The 24033-nt window shown below is 33.0% G+C and carries 23 protein-coding genes; 4 read left to right on the forward strand and 19 right to left on the reverse strand.

All coding sequences use genetic code 11. The annotated features are described in order from the left end of the window. Positions 1-13 precede the first annotated feature (13 nt). The 3 genes from ATO12_RS20675 to ATO12_RS20685 form a co-directional block, all read right to left on the reverse strand. Positions 14-598: a HupE/UreJ family protein gene (locus ATO12_RS20675; RefSeq protein WP_034246079.1), complete on the reverse strand. Its 585-nt coding sequence runs from the start codon at positions 596-598 to the stop codon at positions 14-16. 187 nt (positions 599-785) lie between these two features. Further along, the gene (locus ATO12_RS20680; RefSeq protein ID WP_034246082.1) at positions 786-2045 is read right to left on the reverse strand and encodes an outer membrane beta-barrel protein; all 1260 of its coding nucleotides are present in this window, start codon (positions 2043-2045) and stop codon (positions 786-788) included. Positions 2046-2289: 244 nt separating this feature from the next. Then, positions 2290-2784 carry a hypothetical protein gene (locus ATO12_RS20685; RefSeq protein ID WP_034246084.1) on the reverse strand — a complete coding sequence of 165 codons (495 nt, stop codon included), beginning with the start codon at positions 2782-2784 and terminating at the stop codon, positions 2290-2292. Positions 2785-3093: 309 nt separating this feature from the next. Here ATO12_RS20685 and ATO12_RS20690 point away from each other — a divergent pair, with 309 nt between their 5' ends. Continuing rightward, positions 3094-4710 (forward strand): hypothetical protein, encoded by a 1617-nt coding sequence (locus ATO12_RS20690; protein WP_034246087.1) that lies wholly within the window; start codon positions 3094-3096, stop codon positions 4708-4710. Between the two features lie 33 nt (positions 4711-4743). Here the strand turns inward: ATO12_RS20690 and ATO12_RS20695 are convergent, their stop codons facing one another. The 13 genes from ATO12_RS20695 to nirK form a co-directional block, all read right to left on the reverse strand. Next, a complete protein-coding gene (locus ATO12_RS20695; protein ID WP_034246091.1) occupies positions 4744-5982 on the reverse strand; it encodes a hypothetical protein in 1239 nt (412 codons plus the stop codon). A gap of 33 nt (positions 5983-6015) precedes the next feature. Beyond that, positions 6016-6798, reverse strand: coding sequence for an ABC transporter permease (locus ATO12_RS20700; protein WP_034246095.1), 783 nt, complete (start codon positions 6796-6798; stop codon positions 6016-6018). After that, entirely contained in the window at positions 6791-7498 is a 708-nt protein-coding gene (locus ATO12_RS20705; RefSeq protein ID WP_034246104.1) for an ABC transporter ATP-binding protein, read from the reverse strand. Before ATO12_RS20705 ends, ATO12_RS20700 begins: the two co-directional genes overlap by 8 nt. Then, positions 7491-8732: a nitrous oxide reductase family maturation protein NosD gene (locus tag ATO12_RS20710; RefSeq protein ID WP_034246107.1), complete on the reverse strand. Its 1242-nt coding sequence runs from the start codon at positions 8730-8732 to the stop codon at positions 7491-7493. The genes ATO12_RS20705 and ATO12_RS20710 overlap by 8 nt, the downstream gene beginning before the upstream one ends. Before the next feature lie 134 nt (positions 8733-8866). Beyond that, positions 8867-9313, reverse strand: coding sequence for a nitrous oxide reductase accessory protein NosL (locus ATO12_RS20715; protein ID WP_051575994.1), 447 nt, complete (start codon positions 9311-9313; stop codon positions 8867-8869). Between the two features lie 2 nt (positions 9314-9315). Next, positions 9316-9915, reverse strand: coding sequence for a hypothetical protein (locus tag ATO12_RS20720; RefSeq protein WP_034246110.1), 600 nt, complete (start codon positions 9913-9915; stop codon positions 9316-9318). Between the two features lie 102 nt (positions 9916-10017). Beyond that, positions 10018-11940, reverse strand: a complete 1923-nt coding sequence (gene nosZ, locus ATO12_RS20725) for a Sec-dependent nitrous-oxide reductase (RefSeq protein ID WP_394331726.1) — start codon at positions 11938-11940, stop codon at positions 10018-10020. Positions 11941-12047: 107 nt separating this feature from the next. Beyond that, positions 12048-12626, reverse strand: coding sequence for a fasciclin domain-containing protein (locus tag ATO12_RS20730; RefSeq protein ID WP_034246117.1), 579 nt, complete (start codon positions 12624-12626; stop codon positions 12048-12050). Between the two features lie 70 nt (positions 12627-12696). Then, a complete protein-coding gene (locus ATO12_RS20735) occupies positions 12697-13200 on the reverse strand; it encodes a hypothetical protein (RefSeq protein WP_034246119.1) in 504 nt (167 codons plus the stop codon). Positions 13201-13255: 55 nt separating this feature from the next. Beyond that, positions 13256-13762, reverse strand: a complete 507-nt coding sequence (locus ATO12_RS20740) for a c-type cytochrome (protein ID WP_034246360.1) — start codon at positions 13760-13762, stop codon at positions 13256-13258. 208 nt (positions 13763-13970) lie between these two features. Then, positions 13971-14585 (reverse strand): SCO family protein, encoded by a 615-nt coding sequence (locus ATO12_RS20745; protein WP_034246363.1) that lies wholly within the window; start codon positions 14583-14585, stop codon positions 13971-13973. Between the two features lie 57 nt (positions 14586-14642). Continuing rightward, a complete protein-coding gene (locus ATO12_RS20750; protein WP_034246122.1) occupies positions 14643-15434 on the reverse strand; it encodes a formylglycine-generating enzyme family protein in 792 nt (263 codons plus the stop codon). A gap of 13 nt (positions 15435-15447) precedes the next feature. Continuing rightward, positions 15448-16923 carry a copper-containing nitrite reductase gene (gene nirK, locus ATO12_RS20755; protein ID WP_034246125.1) on the reverse strand — a complete coding sequence of 492 codons (1476 nt, stop codon included), beginning with the start codon at positions 16921-16923 and terminating at the stop codon, positions 15448-15450. 216 nt (positions 16924-17139) lie between these two features. Here nirK and ATO12_RS20760 point away from each other — a divergent pair, with 216 nt between their 5' ends. Genes ATO12_RS20760 through ric form a run of 3 tightly spaced genes read left to right on the forward strand, consistent with a single transcriptional unit; the run spans position 17140 to position 20629 of the window. Then, the gene (locus ATO12_RS20760) at positions 17140-17574 is read left to right on the forward strand and encodes an RrF2 family transcriptional regulator (RefSeq protein ID WP_025666801.1); all 435 of its coding nucleotides are present in this window, start codon (positions 17140-17142) and stop codon (positions 17572-17574) included. Positions 17575-17632: 58 nt separating this feature from the next. Continuing rightward, positions 17633-19879 (forward strand): nitric-oxide reductase large subunit, encoded by a 2247-nt coding sequence (locus ATO12_RS20765; RefSeq protein WP_034246129.1) that lies wholly within the window; start codon positions 17633-17635, stop codon positions 19877-19879. Between the two features lie 3 nt (positions 19880-19882). Continuing rightward, the gene (gene ric, locus ATO12_RS20770) at positions 19883-20629 is read left to right on the forward strand and encodes an iron-sulfur cluster repair di-iron protein (RefSeq protein ID WP_034246133.1); all 747 of its coding nucleotides are present in this window, start codon (positions 19883-19885) and stop codon (positions 20627-20629) included. 69 nt (positions 20630-20698) lie between these two features. Here the strand turns inward: ric and ATO12_RS20775 are convergent, their stop codons facing one another. The 3 genes from ATO12_RS20775 to nadA are packed head-to-tail and all read right to left on the reverse strand — an operon-like array spanning position 20699 to position 23864. Further along, the gene (locus ATO12_RS20775; RefSeq protein ID WP_240486161.1) at positions 20699-21322 is read right to left on the reverse strand and encodes a thioredoxin family protein; all 624 of its coding nucleotides are present in this window, start codon (positions 21320-21322) and stop codon (positions 20699-20701) included. A gap of 6 nt (positions 21323-21328) precedes the next feature. After that, positions 21329-22912 carry an L-aspartate oxidase gene (nadB, locus tag ATO12_RS20780; RefSeq protein ID WP_034246136.1) on the reverse strand — a complete coding sequence of 528 codons (1584 nt, stop codon included), beginning with the start codon at positions 22910-22912 and terminating at the stop codon, positions 21329-21331. A gap of 7 nt (positions 22913-22919) precedes the next feature. Then, a complete protein-coding gene (nadA, locus tag ATO12_RS20785) occupies positions 22920-23864 on the reverse strand; it encodes a quinolinate synthase NadA (protein WP_034246140.1) in 945 nt (314 codons plus the stop codon). Between the last annotated feature and the right edge of the window lie 169 nt (positions 23865-24033).

Below are 24033 nucleotides of genomic sequence, written 5' to 3' on the forward strand. Positions count from 1 at the left end.
AATCACTACTTATTCACCAAATTTTATTTGCAATAAGCATGGGGATTACCATCCCTATTACAATAGAAGAAATAACAAGTATCCAGTCTCGTTTTGAAAATCGAAAAAAGGTCTGAAATATAAAGCTAACTATAAGAACTACTAAAACAATAATAATCTGTGCAGCTTCAACCCCTAATGCAAACTCGATTAAAGGTAAAATTTTAGAATTCACATTACTACTAATTGCTCTAAAATAACTAGAAAACCCTAATCCATGAATTAATCCAAAAAAAAGAGTTACTCCGTATAAGATGCCTATTTTACTATTTTTTGAAGTGTTTTTTGCTGTAAATACATTAAACAATCCTGTAATCAAAATGGTTAAAGGAATCAAGAACTCTACCAATCTCGAATTTACTGATACTACATCATATGCTGCCAAAAACAAAGACAATGTATGTCCTATTGTAAATATGGTAACCAGTAATAAAATCCGTTTCCAGTTATCAAAAGTATATCCTACTGTTAGCGCAATTAAAAATAAAATATGGTCATAAGCATGCCAATCTAGCACGTGACCAAAACCCAGCTTTATATAAAGCCAAAACTCTGACATAATTTTAGGTTTTGAGGTGTGGGACTAAATGTACAACTAAATACAAGAACGAAGAAATGCATCAAAAATTCTTATCAAAAGTTTAAGAAATTCTGAAACACAACTAACTACCAGTATCAAAAAAACCCAGAAACATACTTCTGGGCTTTTATTTTATTTTTCAAAACTTTTCTTTCGAAAAGTATTTTCAAAATAGTGAATACCCTAAAATCACAGAGAAAGAGCTATAATCAAAGATACCCCCTATTTCACGGGTTGTTGCATAACGTGCTTCAATACTATATCGATCATTATATTTATATCCACAACCTATTGCTATATTCGTTTTACTTTTTAACTTATTAACGATTGGGGTAGAACTATTATTTCTTACTACAAGTGTTGAATCAAACTCGAAGTCTAATACATAGGCTGCATTAACAAATAATTTTGACTTATCGCTTACAAACATATAATGTCTTAAACCTACAGGTAACTCTATAGATTTATAGTCAACAGTATAGGTTCTGGTATTTGTACCAAGAAAATTTATGTATTCTATTACTAATTCTGATTTATAAGATTGATAAGTGGGTTCTATAAATATCCCCCATTTGTTTTTATTAAAGGGTAAAATAAACTCTGCTTCAATCCCAAATCTAAGACCTGATTTATCTTCAAAATCACCAATATCTCTACTACTATTATCTATAACAAAATTTGATTCGTCTATATTGGGTTTAAGAGAAGAAAAATTAATCCCTGGTCTAATCGTAAGGTTAAACAAATCTCTATCTTCTTGTTTGCGAGTATTTACAAAGCTTGGGTCCTTACACTCATTATATTTTACAAAATACTTTACTAAACTATTTTTCTTATAGTTGGTTTTTACTGCATCACTTTCTTTAATATTATCACATTTAACATCTGTCCAAAGCTGCTGTTTATATCGATTATTCTTATCAATTTTATTCGTTCTTTCTTTTCTTACTCCATTTACTATTTCTTGCGTAACTCTATACGTTTTATAGATTAACTGTTGTATATCCTTATCGCCCACCTGATAAAAGTATCTAATTAAGTTTCCTTCCTCATATTGATATAGATTTGCTTCGCCTTGTACTATATGTTTCAGAAATAAAGTTGCTTCTTTGAATTCTGGATTTTTGTTCGCACTTAAATGATTCAATTCCTCACTTGACATATCAATATTTACAGTTGCTCTTACATATTTTAAATCAGAAACTCCAAATTCTTTAATGTTTCTTATATATCCCATCTTTACCTTAGCATCTTCGCTCATTTTATATTGAATCTGACTGGGATTATCATGCCAATCCACGTTCTTAATAAAGCATTCTGTTTTTGTTCCATTATTATCAATAAAATACCCTTGTTCAAATTTAATTTGAGCATAAGTGGTAAGACTTAAGATCATTAATAGAAATAAAAGTGATTGTTTTTTCATTTTCAATGTTTTGTTTTTATGTATTTATATGGTTTCTATATTCAATTTTACGTTGCAATAATAGAAGATCTCAGTTTCATTTTTCGGAACTGAGATAAAAATGTTTTTGATAATAAAACTATTCTAATATTGTATAGATTTAACCTCTAAATTTCTTTTGAGTAAAAACATAAAATGAACAAAGGCACTTTTTTAAAAAAGTGCCTTTGAGGATATTAAAAGAAACTATTATTTCTGCGTGTTACTACTCACAATAACGTCTTGTGATCTCTATTTCTCCATTATTTCCAATACTTCTTACCCATCCGCGAGTTACAGACCGATCTGCACTGATGTACAACCCTACTTGAAGTGCTTTACCTAGTCTAGGGTCAACGAAATTATTAGAATCTTGCCAGTCAAATACATAATTACCCGTAGAATTTACACTACCATAAATGGTAAAGCTGACAAAATCAAATTGACCTCTGGCCTGTACTCGCCCATTTACAGTACTTACTGTAAAAAAACCATAACCAAAACCACCATCACATTCATTAATCTCATATCGTCCATCAATTGAAGAAGCTCGTGTAATTGATAGCTCTGATTTAGTATGGTTTGTTTCTAATTGATCCAGGAAACTTCCTTCTGTTTCAACCAAATTAGCGGGTTCAACTGATTCTATTATATCTTTGTCACAGGCAATAAAAGAAAATAGAGATAAAACAAAGACTGAGGAATACATTAATTTTTTCATTTTATAAAGGTTTTAAGGGTTAAAAAAATAATTAAATCGTAATTAATTACCCGGCAAAAGTATGGCCCAAAAGAAAAATTAGTAATACACTTTTTTGTTCTTCTTAATGCACTTTTTAGCACTTAACTAAATTTTAGCAAAGCATTAAGAGTTGTTTTGTAGGTAGATCTAAAATGTTAATTTGTATTAAATATCTTACATTTTAAAACTTCACTAACTACATTAAATAGAAGTATTTTGATTTCACTGAAAACGGGGTATAGATTACAATATCAGAATACTAATTTGCCTACTTATACCCACATAATTATGAAAACCTTAGTATACTCTTTATTAGTTCTTTTATTTTTATCCTGTAGTTCTAAAAATGATGATACTTCTATTAACGGAAATACCGATTCATACAGGCTCAAAGATCAAAATATAACAGCGATTCAAAATGAATCTAAAAAAATTACTCTGGGAGATCTTAAAAATTCATCTGGTAACATATTAACATATACAGTAACTCCAGATTCTAAAATTACTTTTACATCAGAAAAAAATAGTATTGAATATACGTCTGATCAAATAGGAATTGAAACTCTTAATGTGACCGCTACAGATGGTATAAATACTCCCATAACTGCCAAAATAAATATTACTGTAAAAGAAGCAGAAAGCACTAGTTTTGATCTAATCGAAGGATATGATTTCTATGATCCAAAATCTGACCCTAACTCCCCTACTGTTTTATTACCCGGTGAATCATATACAAACCCTCATTATAAAACAACGGTAAGGCGATTAACTAACCCAACACAAGATGGTGCTGGGGTAAGCTTTATGGTTAATGAATATTCTAGAAAGCAATCTTTTAATATTGATGATACAAAAATTTTAATTTATGCTGAAGATGGGTTTTATCATGTATACAATATAGACGGAAGCCATTATAAAAAACTACAAGGTCCCGCCGGAGATTGCGAGATCGATTGGCATACTACAGATCCTAATATAGTAATCTATACAGATAATAATGGTGGTCTCAAATATTATGAGCTCAATATCTTGACAGATGAGGTCAAAACAATAATAGATTTCACAAAACTAGCCGATGTAAAGGGAGATAGTAACATGACTTCAATAAAACAAATATGGCCCGAAGCTGCCAGAGCATGGACCAAAGCCGAAGGAACCAGTTCAAAAAACGGAAGATATAGAGGTCTTCAGATAGAAAGCGAAGGTTTTTCTTTTTTGGGATTAATCGTTTATGATCAACAAGAGAATGCTATTGTAGGTTATTTGGACAAAGCAGATTACGGAGATAAGCCAGATCATGTGAGTATGTCTCCCTCTGGTGATTATATAGTTCCTTCTAGCACACAAAACGGCGTAGGAACACGTGCCTATACCAGAGATTTTTCTTCCTATGTGCAATTGCATAGAACCTCTGAGCATTCTGATTTAGGAATTCTTCCCAATGGACATGATGTATACATCGCTGCAGATTACCAGGACAATGAAGGTCAAATCTTTATGTACGACATACAGGCTAATCAAAAAACAGAGTTTAATCATTTATACCAATATAATTCTGGTGGTGACAAACCAATTAATGCTGTCAATCATTACTCATTAAAAGCTTTCAATAAACCAGGGTGGGCACTATTATCTACCTATTCAAGCGCAAATCCACTAAATGAATGGGCACAAAATAAACTCATCGCAATAGAATTAAAACAAGACGGAAGAATATTAAATATCTCGAACACTTACGGAGATCATGCAAAATTCCCAGGTAAAAACTACTGGGCAGAAACAAAAGGCTCTGTAAACAGGGATTTTACTAAAATAATATTTACAAGCACATGGTTTGCTGGAAGAAATGAAGATAGTAATGCTTATATCATCGAACTAGAACCAAATCAGGTTCCTAATTTATAAAAATGGTATAAGCTGCAAACTGTAATTTTTATATTAAGAAAGTATATCTCTATTTTTGAAATCATGTTTTACACCCCTTCTTAAATTAGCGATAAAAAGATAACTAATACCAATCAAGATCACAACACTCGCTATTGAAAGTGCAATAAAATACTGTTCAAAAAAAATAAAATCAAGCCAAATCACTGCTCCTTTATAAAAAATCAATAGTTCTGTGAGAGCAAATCCAAAAAGATAGATGTAATATCCTTTTTTAGGAATCTTAATAAGTTTAAAATAGTCTAAGAATACGAATAAACTAATACTTACTACTCCCAGAAAAGTCCAGTGTAAATAAGCAATCGTAAAATCTATAATAGTAGTAGCCAGGTTAGCAACATACGGAAAAGCAGAGGCTATCTGTAACAAAAACTTAATTAGTAATAGAATCCCTACTGTTCTCAATAGTTTTTTTTGAAAACCAGAAAACACAGTACTTAATACCATTCTTGATTTCACTAGTAATTTAATAAATATCAAAAATGCTATACACTGAAGCAGACTACCTACTCCTCCCAAAATATAATAAATACTTGCCGGCTTAGTCCATAATACTGAAAGGAAAAAACTTAAAATAATTCCTAGATTTATTGCCCAGAAAAAGCTATTAAAACTATCATTAGAGATACTTACTTCTTGATCTTCAAGAATAAAAATCAATACCCCAAATAAGGCTAGTATCATCCATCCGTTATACTGAAAATGCAAATAAAAGTAGATGGCTAATCTATACCAGATAGAGTCTGCTCCTAATGTACTCATTATAGCTCCCAATGCCCAGGGGCCTATACTGGAAATAATCATATACCACAAAGAAGCCTTGATACATTTGTAAGATTTTGTATTCTTAAATTTCTCGGATACATTTTTAATAAAAAACCAGGTAAACCAGTACGAAGCGAAAAGAAATAGTGTAGAAAAAGTTATCGAGAATAATGCATATCCCTGAAAAGGAAAACTAAACAACATTCCTAGTAAAGTTAGTTGGGTAAACCAGAAAATGTTTCTATACTTCTTAGTTACATTGCATTTCTCTAAATATAATTTGTAAACTAATGTTGTTAAACCAATATATACCCATCCTAATAATGCAATATGGGAATGGGTATGTACAAAATATCTATAGTCAACAGATATATCAAAAACATATAATAATCTTAAAAAAACACCAAGTGCAGCTGCCAATAGAAAAAAAGCAAGTGATATCATGGTATCTCGTTTCGAATTTATCATGCAACAGTCTTCTTCAGTACAACACATCAAACTTTAAAAATCTTTTTTCTTAGATTTTCTATAGATGTTGAATGTAGGTAAAAATACCCAAATAGAAAGTGCAATACAAGATAAAATTACTCCTAAATTAGTACCAAAGAATTTCTGAAAAACAGCACCGGTATATCCTAATAAAGCCGAAATATCCAGTTTCAGTAAAATCAAAATCCTGGATAGATCAATAGGATTAAATAAGGTCACCCCTATTGAAAATTTATCTAATGGATATGATTCAAACATGATTAAAGACATTAGAAAAAGACCATCATAGATTACTGCCATAAACAACCAGAGCAAAATAGCATAACTAAACCCTTTTATCTTATTTTCATTATATAGAGCAATATTAAATGCCAGTGCAGTAAAAATTAATGTTAAAAATGTACCTGTAATGAGAAGTAATAAAAATTCCCAAATGGTATTGGATTGAAAAAGGCCGTACATAACAAATGGTAACCCTAATCCTATTATCAAACTCATAGAAAGTGAAAGTGCTACTCCCAGGTATTGACCAAGAAATATAGATGATCTTTTAATAGGTTGTGCCAACAGTAATTCTGTAAATTCTTTAGAGTTATAATAATACATAACTCCAAAAATAGTTCCGATAAGAGGAACAAGAATAATAATTACATTCATCAAAGTGATTACGGCTTTAGACAAATCGCTATTCAGGAATAATAATACAAATCCCAATGCCAAATAAAAAAGCAAGTATACATAACTCCATCGGCTACGGATAAGGTCGTAAAAACTATATTTTAAAATCTTAAGCATTGTTTTCTTTTAGCAAATTAGCAATCGCATGTTCGAAATCGGTTTCCTTTGTCTTTTCTTTTAAAGTGTCAATATTTCCTTTGAAATAAACCTTACCTTCAAGAAGAAAAACAATTTCATCAGCAACTTCTTCAACAAAACTCATAATATGAGAAGTAATCAAAACTGTTTTTCCTTTTACTTTTTCTTTTTGTATTATTTTTTTGAGCTCTAACAAAGCAATAGGATCAAGTCCTGTGGTAGGTTCATCTAGAATGATTAATGGACTATCAAACATTAATGTTAATACTAAATTTACTTTTTGTTTTGTTCCCCCAGACAAGTTACTTAGCTTTTTATCCAGAAAAGGACTTAATTGAAAAGAGGTTACCAATGCAGCATCATCTCCGGGTTTATTTCGTAAATCTTTGATCATCCTAATCAATTCTTTCACAGTTAAGTTCGCAGGAAAATTAGCTATCTGTGGTAAATAATCTATTTGGTGGCGATATTTCCAGCTTTTCTTAATTGGGGTGTCATCAATAAAAATATCACCCTTATCAGGGATAACCATCCCAAGAATAGATTTAATTAATGTCGTTTTACCAGATCCATTAGGTCCGAGTATTGCAAATATCCCACCTTCAGTAATACCCAGATCGACTCCTTTAAGAACCTGATTCTTTCCAAAATTCTTATGTAAATTATCAATTTTAATCATTCTTGCTTTTCATTAGCGGATAATTATCAAGTAAATTATCAGGGGTAAATACAGGAGAGACTTTTTCAGAAAAATCAATCATATCAATAAACAAACTCCTCATTAAGATAATCGTTTCTGGGGTTCGATTTACAATATATGAGAATAGTTTTACTGGTCTGTAGGGCACATCCCCAATACCGTCTTTATCCAAATCATATCCTGTATATCCACTCCAATAATTCCTGTCAAATTTGTTATCATTAAGTTTACTGTTATAAGAAACATCAAATGAATTATACATAAAATTGTTATTGCTAAATACGTTTGCATAACATGCACCTCGTACTTTGATGGCCCAACCGTTTTTTATAAAACTGTTTTTGGTATACTTAATTCGATTAGAGCCTTCGATATTAATTCCTATTGTGTTTTCTTTAAAAATATTCCCTGCTATTTCTGCATCATTAATCTCTTTTAACAAAAGACCATAGGATGCTGTCCCCCAGTTTTCTTTAAATGTATTACTCAACATTTTTATCTTCTTAGAGAACATTACAGCTACACCTGCCCCATTATTCTCAAATGTATTATTTTCATATATATCATCATTAGAGAACATAAAGTGTAACCCATATCGTAAGTTATTAGAACTTGTATTATTTTTTATTCTACAATTATTGGCAAACTCAAGGTAAATCCCATCTCTTACATGTGTAATGATGTTATTTTCTATATCTATATTTTGAGAATACCATAGTTGTATACCATTGCCAGAATTGTACTCTTCTACTGCATCACCTATAATTTTATTATGAAAAACTCTACCATCTCTTGATTTTTCTACATATATCCCAAAAAACAACTTTTCTAATACTAGGTTTTGTATCAAAAAATTTTTACTTTTTACCACTCGAACAGCTGCATAATCTTCTGTATAACTAGTACCTACATTAATAATAAATAATCCATCTACAGTAACATTATCAGAAGTCACTTTTATAATCCCTCCCTTTAACTCTCCATCAATTATGGGGTAGTTTTCACCTACTAATGTCAAAGGTTTATCGATCACAATATCAAATTCATTATACTTTCCTTTTTTTACCACTACGGTATCAAGTGCAATGGCTATAGCAATCCCTTCTTTAATCGTTTTTACTTCGCAGGAATTACAGACCTTTATAGTCTTGCCCAGAAGCGAAACGGGTAGAAGAAAGATTGCCAGAAATAGTATTTTTCTGATTTGAAACATTTATTTATTTTTTGCCTTTCCTATGGGTTAGATTTGTACCCATACATATCAATATAAAATCCGAATAGTTTCCGATATTAACCGGGACACAACACCTTGCCTATTGTTTACCAGATAGTTACAAATCTTTTTTTTTAATGTTTTAGGTGTTTTAAAAGTTCTTCCCAGGTAAATATATCCCCTCCCTTTTCGGATTTCACTTTTTCTGCACTCGATTTACTCTCAAATGAAGTTAAAAATGCTCCCATAGGGCTTGATAAATTTTTACTTATCAAAAAAGTTGCTTGTGTTGCATCAATTAATTCTTCTGGAACATCATAGTGATTAGTAAGATAAAGTGACACTTCTTCTTTATCTATCTCTGCAGAATAATTTATCATACACTCCACGGCATCAAACTTGAACACTTTACCTTTTTTTGTTACAATCTCTGCTCCATGAATTTTATCGACAATAGTCATTCGACAATAATGACAATTATCCTCTCCATAGTGTATAGTTTCAGGTTGAACGCTACACGAACCAAAAAATACGGTCATTAAAACAAAAAAGATGATATGGTTAAAGTTATATTTTTCCATTGTTATTGAACTTTTGAAGTTTTTTCACGTTTTCCTACAAAATAGGAGATAAAGGTCAAGGCCATTCCTGCTGCTAAAAAGTATGCTCCCAGTTGAGGGTATGAATGTGCTCTAAAATTTAAAATATCTTTGGTTCCAAATAAAGGAGGTTGAAAACCCATAACTGTCCCGTCTGGATTAGTAAATTTCATTATTGCTTTTGGATCCAAATCATGACCATAGTCGTATTCCCAAAGGTAAAAATCATAGATTCCTGCCAAGGCTAAAAGAGCCATTACAATAAACCAAGCCAAAAACCATTTATAGTTTGTTGTAAAAGCTAGTACAGTACCTAAAGCAGCCATTACTATAATAACGATAGGAAAAATCCTGAATTCTGGAATCGATTCGGGAATGTATTTCATCCCTACATAATGATTCATCAAATTGATATTCTTAATATCATGAGGATGCATATCGGCGAAATCATTTATATAGATATCCATTCCTAACGGGGTTGGATATTGAGGAGCTTCTAATGTAATATTCCAAAGAGGAAATACAAACAAAAATAAAGGTAGCAATGCTCCTACAAGCATTAATATTCTTGATTTCTTCTTCATGATAACAATCTTTTTTAAGTTGATTTAAAAGCGAGAGGGGTTTTGTCCTCTCGCTTTTTTGGAAATATAACTAATCTATCTCCTTCCTGGTAGCATCAGAAATTAATCTTCTCCTAGAGACCAAGAAAGTTCTATATTAGATGATGCTGGTGATACCCTTACATATCCTTGCATCTCTTGATGTAATGCCGAACAAAAATCGGTACAATAGAATGGCCAGACTCCTACTTGTTTAGGTTCCCAAACAAAAGTTTCTGTTTGCCCAGGCATTATTAGCAGTTCAGAAGTATTGGCTCCGATCATACTTACTCCATGTGGCACATCATAATCTTGTTCTAAATTTGTGATATGAAAATAGACCTTATCTCCTACTTTAATCCCTTCTATATTATCTGGAGTAAAATGGCTTCTAATCATAGTCATATATACGTGTACTTCTTTTCCGTCACGTTCTACTCTTACATTTTCATTATTTTTAACAACATACTTATGTTCGTTTTCTTCTAACTTATAGATCTTTTTAGAACGAGGTTTTATTAGATCTGCTGCAATACCGGCAGCATAATGTGGTTCTCCAATAGTTGGGAAATCTAATAGTAATTCCATTTTTTCGCCTGTGATATCATATAGCTGTGCAGATTGCGTAACTTCTGGTCCGGTTGGCAGATAACGGTCTTTGGTTATTTTATTCATTGCCAGTACATATTTACCAAATGGTTTTCTAGAGTTTCCTCCCGGAATCATCAAGTGACCTACAGAATAGTATGTAGGTTTTCTGTCTACTACTTCCCAGCTGTCTAGTTTCCATTTTACTACTTCGGAAGAAATAAAGAACGTGGTATATCCGTTTCCTTTACCATCAAACTCGGTATGTAATGGTCCCAGACCAGCTTGGGAAACAACCCCTGCAAGTGCATCTTCAAATTTAATAATCGGAATTCCGTATGCATCACCATCAAACTGTTTATTTTCGATAGCCTTAATCATCTTACTAAACGAGTGCACTGTAAGGTCAGCCGAAAGTTTACCGTTACCCACAATATATTCTCCCGATGGATCTACATCACAACCATGTGGTGACTTTGGTGTTGGTAAAAAGTATACCAACCCCGGACATTCTGCGGGATCTAATACTTTTACCTCTTTTTTCATTGTGGAGGTAGCCGTGTGTGTTTTCTCATCATACACATTATGTGCATAATTCGCTGGCATTGTCTTAAATTTTCCCTGTTTAATATATTCTTCTGCTTTTTTCCAATTGATTGCAGCGATGAAGTCTTTATCATTTTGAGATGCATTTACTTCTAACAGAGAATTTGCTTCTTCTGTATTATATGTAGTAAAAAAGAACCAACCATGTGAGGCTCCTCGACCTGGGTGGGCTAAATCATAATTAAAACCTGGTAGTAAAATCTGAAAAGCCATTTCCATGTTTCCATGATCAGGGTCTACACTAATAAAAGATACAGCTCCTTTAAATTTACCTTTGTATTCTTTGATAGCAATATCTTCTTGTGGTACGGGTACAGAAAAACGAGTTCCTGCTACTACATACTCTGTATTTTCTGTTACAAAAGAAGAGCTATGATTACCCGCACTATTAGGTACTTCTATTATTTCTGTAGTCTCAAAAGTACTTAGATCAATTTTTGCAATTCTTGGAGTATTGTTTCCGTTAATAAAAACCCACCGTCCATCGACTTCTCCATTGGTTTGTGATATATCAGGGTGGTGAGCATCATCCCAAGGAATAAAACCATAAGAAGTATTAAGCATTGGCTTTGTTTCTTCATTATAGCCCCAGGCTTTTTCTGCATCTTGTGAAAAAACAGGAATTACTTTAAATAGTCTTCCTGACGGAAGCCCATATACTGATAATTGTCCGCTAAATCCTCCTGAGACGAATGCATAAAATTCGTCATGCTCTCCGGGAGCAACGTAAACTTTTTCTGCAGCATTAGAGCCTAAAGCTCCATCGGTCATTTTTTTATCTTTATTAACATTGGCGCAACTACTTATTATCATACTAAGTACTGCTGTTAAAAAGAGTATTTTAGATATTTGTTTCATCTGATTTATATTTATTGTTTTGGTGGTCAAATCTGCTATGGTATAGGTCAGTTTTTATTCATTTATTCATTAGATGGAGGAAGTAGTACTTTATCAATAACATGTACAATTCCGTTACCAGCAGGGATACTTGCTATAATTTTGGCCTCTCCTATAAAAACATCACTATCATCTTTAGTTACTTTTACATCGACACCATTAGATTGGCCTAGTTTCTTAAATTTTTTCAAAAAATCTTTTGAATAATTACCAGGAGTTACATGGTACTTCAGAATATTTGCTAATGCATCTTTATTTTCTGGTTTCAAAAGATTTTCTACTGTTCCGGCAGGTAATGCATCAAACGCCTCATTAGTAGGAGCAAATACCATTAAGGGGCCTGCATTTACCAGAGCATTTTCTAAACCAGCAGCCTGAACAGCTGCTACCAATGTAGTATGGTCTGTAGAACCAATAGCTATATTAAGTACATTTGGCGTTGCTTCATCATCCTGAATAAATGCTTGCCCTTGTTTTTCTGTGGTTTCGGTTACTGTATTTTTGGGTGTTGAATTTGTTTCCTCTTTCTTGGTTTCTGTTTTACAACTTAGCAAGAAGGTAAAGCTCATTAGAATTAAAAAAATTGCTTTAGTTGTTTTCATAATAATTAGTTTAGTTTATTTTTTTGTTGTGTCGATATTGATCTGCACAAAACTTATATACCCTACAGCGTCAGACACTTTGATTTTTAGGTGTTGTAGGGTTGTATCCAAATATTTTATTTGGCAAAATGGCTCCATGAATATGTAATATGTATCCAATACAAGCAAAATGGTGGATTGCATGACTATGGGCTTGGTTCAACCCTCCTCCCAAGGTAGTTGGAATCTCAACCATTCCCATCCCAAGATCATCTTTAATAGTAATAGCAATGCTAGGATCTAAATCAGAAATATTTTCGAGGTCAGAAATTATTCTTCTTAAATACTTCTGGCCTTCAACTGGATTTTTTTCGACAATGGTTCCTCTTTTTCTATTGGTCAGGTCAATAATTCTCGAATCTAAACCACTAACTATACATTTAAAAATATCTAAAATGTGACGGAGGTGTCCTCCTATACTACTATAATAAGGTGCTGCAGATGTACTGGAATATATAGCAGGTGATAAATCTGCAAATATTTCTTCTGCTTGTTTTAAATTTATTATAGTTGGTTCAACAATTTGTTTCAACATTCTTTTCCCTTAGATAGATTACAACATTTCCCAATAAAAATCTTTTATACTACTCTTATTTTAAAGTTCTAAAGTATTCTAAAATAGCCCTGGCTTCTTCTTCTTTTAAACTTTGATTTGCCATAGGAGACCCATTATGTTCTTTTAGTAATTCTTGAGCCAAAGGATCTTCTTTAATCATTTTTTCAGGATCCAAAATCATATTCATCACCCATTCTGGGGTTCGTCTTTTTAGAATATCTACAGGAGCTGGTCCTATAAACTTCTTATGGGTTTTATGACAAGCAGTACATTTTGTCTTAAAGAGTTCTGCTCCCTGAGCAGCCATTTTCTCATCGATAGTAGCATCTAATACTAAATTTTTGATTGGCCCTACTCCCTTATTTGTAAGATCAACTTTTTTTGATGCTGGGACGCCAGTAGAAACAGGTTTGGTTTCTTTTTTTTGAGTTGTTGTACTCTTTCCTATTTTAATTTGTTCTTCTTTTTTTTCTTCTTTTCCTCCGCAACTTATCAATAAAGTAACAGCAAATAAGAGGATCAATTTGTCTAGTCTAATCATTTTAATAGATTTAAGATTATTGTTCAAAAATTCATTTCTTAAGAGAAACATTATTTTGATTCTATAGGGCAAAATTAGGTATGAGACGGAGACATAAATATGATAAAAATCATATTTAAGACAAATTAGTCTTTTATTTTTTTGTTTTCAGAAAATTAAACGGGAAATTCTTAAATAGAAGGGGATAAAAGACTATATTTCTTTTTAATTAATGCGCCAACTCTATAATTTTATCTACGGTTTCTTTATTGTTTACTCCTAATCCTTCTTGTTGATGTACTAACTCTCCACCCTGGTCAAAAACACTTATGATATTAGAGTGTGAAAAATCCATTGGTGATATTTTTTTGTAATTAACAGCTAGAACTGCTGCAAATTCTCTGGTATCAGATTTAGTACCTCTAAGAAACAGCCATTGGTCGGATTCCATTTCGTTCTCAATAGAGAATTTTTTAAGTCTCTCGGGGGTATCGGTCTCTGGGTCAATACTTACTAATAAGAGTTTAACATTCTCTTTTTTAGATTCTGGAATTTGAGCTTCTATATCTCTCATATCAGCAACCAATCTCGGGCAAGCTGCTTTACAAGAGGTATAAATCATTACCATTACAAGAACATCTCCTTTTAATTCTTTGAGTTCTATTTTTTTATTATCCTGCGTGGTCCAAATAGCAGGTAAGTTGTAGATCGAAAGTTCAGAAATAGAAGTATTGTCTTCTTTGGAAGTGGATTCTGACACAGCTACTTCTTCTTGCTTTTTTTCTTTATTACAAGAGCTCAACACAATAATTGCTCCTAATAGTAAAATTTTTATGATATTCATTTTAATCATATTTGGTGATTTAACATACATTATGCATTTGAGTTTTGTCTTATGAGTCTAAGGGGTTATATCAATATCTTTTACGCAACGAAATCCCAAATTCTTTACTGCGTAATTTGCTTTCATACTGCCTCTAAAAGCATAGCGCATAAACGCTGCATAATTCATTAAATCCGAAGCTCCCACTGCTGCACTACCACAAAATAAATTACTGTCTTTATCTACATCTTTTCTAGACTCTCCTGATATCAGTACTGAGTTAAAATCCAGTGTCCATTCCCATACCAACCCATGTAAATCATATATACCCCAATAGTTTTTAAAAGTAGATCCTATGCTATTGTTAAAAGATTTAGGGGTTTCATACCATTCTAAAATGTATTGATTATAGGTTTCTTTTTTTCTTGCATCTATCGTCTTATCATCTGCCATTGCAGCATATTCCCACTCATCAATAGTGGGTAATCTTTTTCCCTGGCATTCACAATATTTTTTAGCAGCAAACCATGATATACCTGTTATTGGAGAATTAGGTTTTAATTGATCACTTAGTGTATTATCATCTTTCCAAAGCACTAAATAATTCTTATCGGCGAATAAACGTTTTACATGGCTTCGTTTCCATTGCGGGTATTTCTTAACAAATGCTAAAAACTCACTATTTGATACAGGGTAAACATCCATCAAAAAATCATCGACCTTTACAGCGGTAGAATCAACTCCGTATAGAGGAATATAAACCCCTCCTTTAACAGTAACCATATTTTCTGTTTGTGCTATAACACTATTTAATGCATATCCTATACATATAGCAAAAAAGAAAATTATTTTTAAAGGAGGAGTTTTCATTTATTTTATAATTTTAATGTGTATTTCTTCTATTTGCAACCATAGATGTTGTCACTTCTTTTTTAGAATTACCCCAACTATTATATATATAGGTAAGCACGTTGGCTACCTCTTCATCTGTTAGATCCTGTTTAGTCATTACACTATTGTATTTTTCGCCATTAACAGTAATTTCTCCTGTTTTACCATGTAACACAATATCAATAGCTCGATTTAGATCAGCATTTAAATAATCTGATTTGGCTAGAGGAGGAAAAGCATTAGGAATTCCTTGCCCTTCGGCCTGATGACAGGCAAAACAAGTTCTCATATAAGTGGCTTTACCAAATTCCATTTTTTCCTGTAGTGATTTTGCTGTTTCTTCGGTTTGTGCTACACCTTTATCAACCGGCATTTCCTGGATTCCACTTCCTTCGGGTTGATACACTCCTTCTTCCTGTTTACCAGAATAGATTTTCTTATTCTCTTCTCCTTGTACTTTTAGCATCCCTAAAGCACCTTTATTAAAGGCCCTAAAAATAGAGTGATCTACTAAAATGAAGGTTCCTGGAACATCAACTTTAAATTCTACGATAGCTGCGCCTCCTGCAGGAACAAGAGTAGTTTGCACATTTTCATTGATCAGATCTCCTCCTTCTACCCTAACGACATCAAAAATTTCTCCGATAACATGAAAAGAAGAAACAAGGTTTGGCCCCCCATTACCTACGTATAATCTAATAGTTTCTCCAACATTTGCAGTAATAGCATTATCTCCTGTTAACGAACCAACTTTTCCGTTAAAAACTACATAATCAGCATCTTCATCTACAGCTTTTTTCATATCAAAAGGCTGTAACCCTCTATCTCCGTTTTCTCCTTTGGTATAAAAATCTCCTTGCATTACATAATATTCTTTATCTACAGGTGGAAGACCTTCTTCGGGTTCAACAAGTATTAACCCATACATCCCATTAGCAATATGCATTCCCACTGGAGCTGTTGCACAGTGATATACGTATAACCCCGGGTTTAATACTTTAAAAGAAAATTGGGTTTCGTGTCCAGGAGCAACAAAAGAAGATGTTGCACCACCCCCTGGTCCCGTTACAGCATGTAAATCTATATTATGAGGTAATTTATTATCTGGATGGTTTTTTAAGTGAAACTCTACTTCATCCCCAATTTTTGTTCTTATAAAACTCCCTGGTACTGAACCTCCAAATGTCCAATACACATATTTTACCCCATCTGTCATCTCCCCTTCTTCTTCTAAAACCTCCATATTTACGATAAGCTTCTTCGCTTTTCTTCTTCCTGTAGGCCCAGGTACGTTAGGAGGTGAAGTTAATTCGGCAATCATTTCCTGGCTTACAGGAATGCCTTCTGGCCCCAAATAATTCTTTGCCTCGGCTTCCTTATTTTCTGAGCAGGCAGATAGGATCATTAATAGAACTCCTATAAACAATCCTGTACTAGATAACAATACAAATGGTTTTTTTGATTTCATATTCTTACTATTTTACTTTTAATAAAAGACTTTTTTGTCTTTTATTTTGTAAAAATAAGAATTACTACAGCACATGAAATATGATAAATATCATGTTTTCGGACTAATTAATCTTTTATTAAGACTTAAGTACAAAAGTTTGCAATTATTTAATTCGGATATTTTTATCCTAATTAAATAATTACTAATTTTGCAGAGTAACTAATTTTAAATAGAATGTTTTCGAAAGCCTGCGAATACGGAATTAAAGCTGCTATTTTTATTGCCTTAAAATCTTATCAAGGAGAGCGGGTAAGCCTTAAAGATATTGCTGCCAAAATTAACTCGCCAGAAGCATTTACTGCAAAGATTCTTCAAAAACTAGCTAAAAATAATATAGTTAATTCTGTAAAAGGTGCTGCCGGTGGTTTCGAAATAGAAAAACATAAAATAGCATCTATACAACTTGCAGAAATTGTTGATGCCATAGATGGAGATAGTATTTATATTGGCTGTGGTTTGGGTCTTAATAAATGCTCAGAAGATCATCCATGTCCTGTTCATCATAAATTTGCTGCAGTAAGAGAAGAATTAAAGAAAATGTTGGAATCTACCAACCTCGAAGAATTAGCTCTTGGAATCAAATCAGGAGCTTCATATTTAAGAACCTAAAAAAATTTATTATTAAATAGGATAAAATTGTCCGAATTAAAATTTTAACTACTATCTCATGAAAAAAGAAAAAAAATTATGGCTGGGACTTGCTGCAGTATTACTTCTATCCTTTAGTGTATTAGGGTATTACGGTTACGAGATTTATCAAAAAGCACCTCCAATACCCGACAAAATTATTTCGCCCAGCGGGGATATTATTTTTACTAACTCTCAGATTAAAGATGGGCAAAACATTTGGCAAAGTATTGGTGGACAGGAAATAGGATCGGTATGGGGACATGGTGCTTATGTTGCTCCAGATTGGACCGCAGACTGGCTTCATCGAGAGGCACTATTCATCTTAGATATTTATGCACAAAAAGATTTTAATACAAACTATAAGCTCATAAATGAAGAGCAACAAGCCGCTTTAAAAATACGATTACAAAAAGATTTACGGGCTAATACGTATAATGAAACGACTAAATCGATCACTATTTCAGAAGAAAGAATTCTGGCAATACAATATTTAAGTAATTACTATAAAGGTTTGTTTACCGATGATCCCAAGTTTGATCAATTACGATCAGACTATGCTATCCCAAAAAACACTATTAAAAGTGAAGAACGAATGCAAAAAATGAATGCATTTTTCTTTTGGGCAACCTGGGCAACAGTTACGCAAAGACCAGATGAGAACATTTCTTATACTCATAACTGGCCCGCAGAAGAATTAGTGGGTAATGTTCCTACCAAAAGTTTATTTACCTGGTCGGGAGTGAGTATTGTTCTTTTAATCATGTCTATCGGAATCATGGTATTTTATCATGTGAAATCGGGAGAAGATGAGCATATCCCTGCTCCTGTAGAAGATCCTTTATTAAGACAAGGAATAACCTCTTCTATGCGCCTGGTAAAAAAATATTTTTGGGTAGTAAGTCTTCTTATGGTTGTGCAAATGTTGTTAGGTATTGTTACTGCACATTATGGTGTAGAAGGAGATGGTTTTTATGGTATTCCTTTAGATCAGATTCTCCCCTACTCGGTTACTCGTAGCTGGCATACTCAATTAGCTATCTTTTGGATAGCAACAGCATGGTTAGCAACAGGGTTGTATATTGCTCCTTCAATATCTGGTAAAGATCCAAAATTTCAGGTATTTGGTGTTAACTTTCTATTTATTGCTCTTTTAATTATTGTGGCAGGTTCGATGTTTGGGCAATGGCTTGGGATAATGCAAAAACTAAATCTCGTAGAAAACTTTTGGTTTGGACATCAGGGATATGAATATGTCGATCTGGGTCGGTTTTGGCAAATTTTTCTACTCATTGGGTTATTCCTATGGTTAGCCTTAATGGCCAGACCACTATTGCCTATATTGAAGAAAAAAACTGAAGAAAAAAATCTTATTATCATGTTTTTGATATCCTGTATTGCCATAGCTATGTTTTACGGAGCGGGGCTTATGTGGGGTAGACAAACCAATCTGGCAATAGCCGAATATTGGCGATGGTGGGTTGTACATCTTTGGGTAGAAGGTTTTTTTGAGGTTTTTGCTACTGTAGTTATTGCTTTCTTATTTGTACGATTAGGACTTCTAAAAACAAAAACTGCAATACACAATGTATTGTTTGCTACTATAATATTTTTATCTGGTGGAATTTTAGGAACTTTTCATCACATCTATTTTTCAGGAACTCCTACTGCTGTAATGGCTTTGGGTGCTACATTTAGTGCATTAGAAATCGTACCTCTTACTCTTATTGGTTACGAAGCATATCACAATTACAAATTGTCTAAAGCAACACGTTGGCTTAAAGATTATAAGTGGCCCATATATTTTATGATAGCAGTAGCTTTTTGGAATTTTCTTGGGGCAGGTATTTTTGGTTTTATCATCAACCCACCGATTGCGCTATATTATGTACAGGGACTAAATACTACACCTCTTCATAGCCATACCGCTTTATATGGAGTCTACGGAACCTTAGGAATCGGATTAATGTTATTTGTTCTAAGAAGCTTGTATAGGGATATACGTTGGAACGAAAAATTACTAAAAATCTCCTTTTGGTCTTTAAATATTGGGCTATTAGCTATGGCACTATTAAGCTTATTACCAATGGGTGTGTGGCAAGCACTTGAAAGTATAGAGCACGGAATGTGGTATGCTCGCTCTGCCGAGTTTATGCAACATCCGGGAATGATCATCCTAAAATGGTTACGATCTATAGGGGATATCATTTTTGCAATTGGTATGGTAACCATTTGTTGGTTTGTATTTGATTTAACATTAAAAAATAAAACAATCTTAAATAAATAAATTATGGATACACTAATAAAAACTAAGGTAGGGCAATTCGTTGCAAAAGATTATCGAACTGCTGCTGTTTTTTCAAAATATGGAATTGATTTTTGCTGTAGAGGAGACAGAACATTAGAAGAGGTTTGTAATAAAAATGAGATTGAAATTGAATCTCTTCTAAAGAACTTAAATGATGTTTTAACTCAAAAAGATGATATTGTTATTGATTATCAATCCTGGCCACTTGATCTATTAGCAGATTATATAGAAAAGAAACATCACCGTTATGTAGAAGAAAAAATACCTATACTAAGTCAATATTTAGAAAAACTCTGCAAAGTACACGGAGGGCGCCATCCAGAGCTACTAGAGATTCATACGCTATTTAGTGAGGCTTCTGGTGAACTTGCACAACATATGAAAAAAGAAGAAATTATACTGTTTCCTTTTGTTAGAAAAATGGTGAAACATCAAGAACAAGAACATAGTGTGAAACATCCACATTTTGGAACTGTAGAGAATCCTATCTCGATGATGATGCAGGAACATGATAACGAAGGAGTACGGTTTCGAAAAATTTCGAGGTTATCAAATCATTATACCCCACCCAAAGACGCTTGCAATACGTATAATGCAACTTTTTCAATGTTAGAAGAATTTGAAAAGGATTTGCATTTACATATCCACCTGGAAAATAATATTTTGTTTCCAAAAGCAATAGAAATGGAAAAGAAGATGATAGAAGGGTCAAAGCCCTCTCCTTGTTAAGGATTAATTTCATTCATAAAAACTTCCGAAAAATCTTTTTCGGAAGTTTTTTACATATCAACAAGGGTATTAATCTAAATCTTTTTCTAACGTGAGTGAATCTTCAACTATATTCACAAGATCATCAATAATAGCTTCTCCTTTATTTTTATTATACCAAACTTGTAGAGATTTTTTAAAAGCGTCATCTATTTTTCCGTTTTCCTTTTTGTAAGCCATAACCATATTAGTAGCTACTTGTGATCTTGGGCCCCATGTATTTAAAACATTACCGCTATTATCTACTATCACTAGTTTAGGTATAGAGCGTGTTCCGTTTGTTAAAAAAAGATCCATAAACTCAGGATTATTATCTCGTAATAAAATTTTCAAATCTATTGCAGGTGAAACTTCTGCTATTTTGTTTAATACAGGAATGGTTTGTGCCCCATCGGCACACCAACTTTCTATAAGAACAAGCCAGGTTTGTTTTTCTTTCATATCTCGAAAAACTTGTTTGGATTGCTCTAGTATTACAAGAGTCTTATCAAGTCTTCGCATTCTACTTGTATTTAATTTGGTAAAGTCTATGCGCTGTTGAGTTTGTTCTGTTCCCGTTGTAGCTTCTTCTGCAACAAGACAATTTACCAATTCAACATATGCTGTATAGGAAATCCCTTTGGCTACACTTTCTTTAATTATTTCATTTATCATATCATACTATATTAGGGGGTTCTGTATTTCTGGAAAAGCACTATTATCTATATTAAAATACCCTCCTTTATTTTCTTTTCTTTCTAAAGATTGTCCAATAATTAAGTGCGCAATATTAATCATGTTTCGTAATTCGCATAATGCTGTATTTATCTTCGAATCCTTATATAGTTCTTCTACTTCTCTATACATCAAATCCAAATGTTCTTTAGCTTTTATCAAACGGTGATTACTTCGCACAATACCTACATAATCTCTCATTAAAGCTTGTAGTTGCCTGGTATTATGTTTTATAATAATATGTTCTTTATTAACATGGGTTCCCTGATCATTCCAATCAGGAATAGCTAATGAATCAGATTGCATAGGATTAGAACAAAGGTATTGATAGCTGTTATGCGCATATACTAAGGCTTCTAGCAAAGAGTTTGAAGCTAATCTATTGGCTCCATGCAAGCCTGTTCTCGAACATTCTCCGCAGGCAAATAAATTTTGAATAGAGGTCATACCATTTTTATCAACTTCAATACCACCACATAAATAATGTGAAGCCGGAACCACCGGAATCCAATCTTTTTCTATGTTAATATGATTGGCTATGCATTTTTTATAAATCGTAGGGAAATGTTTTTTAAAATCATCTACTTTAAGATGAGTGCAGTCTAAATACACACAGGAATCACCGGATTTTTTAAGTTCATTATCAATACTTTTTGAAACAATATCTCTAGAAGCAAGTTCTCCCCTTTCGTCGTAATCTACCATAAATCTATGCCCGTTCCTATTTCTCAGGTATGCCCCAAAACCTCTTACTGCTTCAGAAATTAGAAAAGATTGGCCATCTTTTTCTTCGTATAATGCTGTTGGATGAAATTGAACAAACTCCATATCTTTAATTCTTGCCTTTGCTCTATATGCCATTGCAATACCATCACCTGTTGCTATAACCGGATTAGTAGTATGACCATATATTTTGCCAATCCCTCCTGTTGCTAATAATGTTACTGTAGCTTTTATCGTTTTTATTTCTCCTGTTTTTTGATTCAGAACATAGGCACCATAGCAAGAAATATTTTCATGATTTTGTATCTGCAATTGATGTTCTGTGATCAGATCAATTGCAAAATGATGGCTCAATATGTTAACGTTTGGCAATTGATGAATACGAGTTAGTAATGCAGTTTCTATTTCACGGCCTGTAATATCTTTATGATGAACTATACGATATTCTGAATGCCCTCCTTCTTTACCAAGATCCAATTTCCCGTTATAATCTAAATCAAAATTTGCTCCCCACTGTATTAAATCATTAAGTCTTTTGGGGCCTTCTTTAACGACCATTTTAACAACTTCTCGATCGCATAAACCATCACCGGCAATCAAAGTATCTTGTATATGTTTTTGAAAAGAGTCTTCTTCTGTATCTAATACAACAGCTACACCTCCCTGGGCATATTTTGTATTAGATTCGTCATCATCTGCCTTTGTAACTATACAAACTTTTTTATCTCTAAATTTTTCTGCTATTTTAACAGCAAAAGTTAACCCAGCTGCACCCGAACCAATTACTAAATAGTCTGCTGATATCATTATCCTGTTATTTAGATAGTTCTAACATTCGAACAATTGGAGTTAATGCTTTTTTTCTTATATCTTCTGCTACATTTATTTCGGGAGTTTCATTAAGCAGGCAATCATACAATTTCTGAAGTGTATTTACCTTCATATAACTACACTCACTACAAGCACAAGTATTATCTTCTTCGGCAGGAGCCGGAATCAAGATTGTATTGGGTACTTCTTTTTTCATTTCATGTAAAATACCTGCTTCTGTAGCTACTATAAATTTCTCTTTTGGATGTTCTTTTACATAGTTTATCATTCCTGCAGTAGAACCTATATACTTTGCGGTTTTCAAAATATGCTCTTCAGATTCTGGATGTGCTATAATTACCGACCCTGGATGGTCTTGATATAAATCCAATAGTTTATCAATACAGAATGCTTCGTGTACTATACAACTACCATCCCAAAGCAACATATCTCTGCCGGTTTGTTGTATGATGTATTTACCCAGGTTCTTATCCGGAGCAAAAATAATAGGGACATCCTTTGGTATCGATTCTACAATTTTAAGCGCATTAGAAGAGGTGCAAACCAAGTTGCTCATTGCTTTAATTTCTGCCGAACAATTGATATAGGTAATCACAACATGATCAGGATGTGATGCTACAAAAGAACCAAATGCATCTGGGGGACACGAATCAGCCAAAGAACATCCGGCTGTTAAATCTGGTAAAACTACTTTTTTTGTTGGGTTAAGAATTTTTGCAGTTTCTGCCATAAAGTGTACACCTGCAAAAACAATAATATCGGCATCAATTTCTGCTGCTTTTTGAGATAATCCCAAACTATCCCCAACATAATCTGCTACTTCCTGTATTTCTGGCCGTTGATAATAATGCGCAAGAATTACAGCATTTTTCTCTTTCTTTATTTTACTTATTTTTTCTTTTAACTCCACTTTTACTATAGTATTCATTACAATGCGAAAAATAGAGGTCTTTATATCTGAATACTATGATAAAAATCATAAATAAAGATAAAAAAGTCTTTTTTATAAAATGTAGTACACTAAGCGCTTAGTATTTATCTGATAACATAAAAAAAGCCACTCTTTCGAGTGGCCTGTCATCTGTTCTTTTTTATTG

This window comes from Aquimarina atlantica (genome assembly GCF_000626715.1).
GTDB lineage: Bacteria > Bacteroidota > Bacteroidia > Flavobacteriales > Flavobacteriaceae > Aquimarina > Aquimarina atlantica.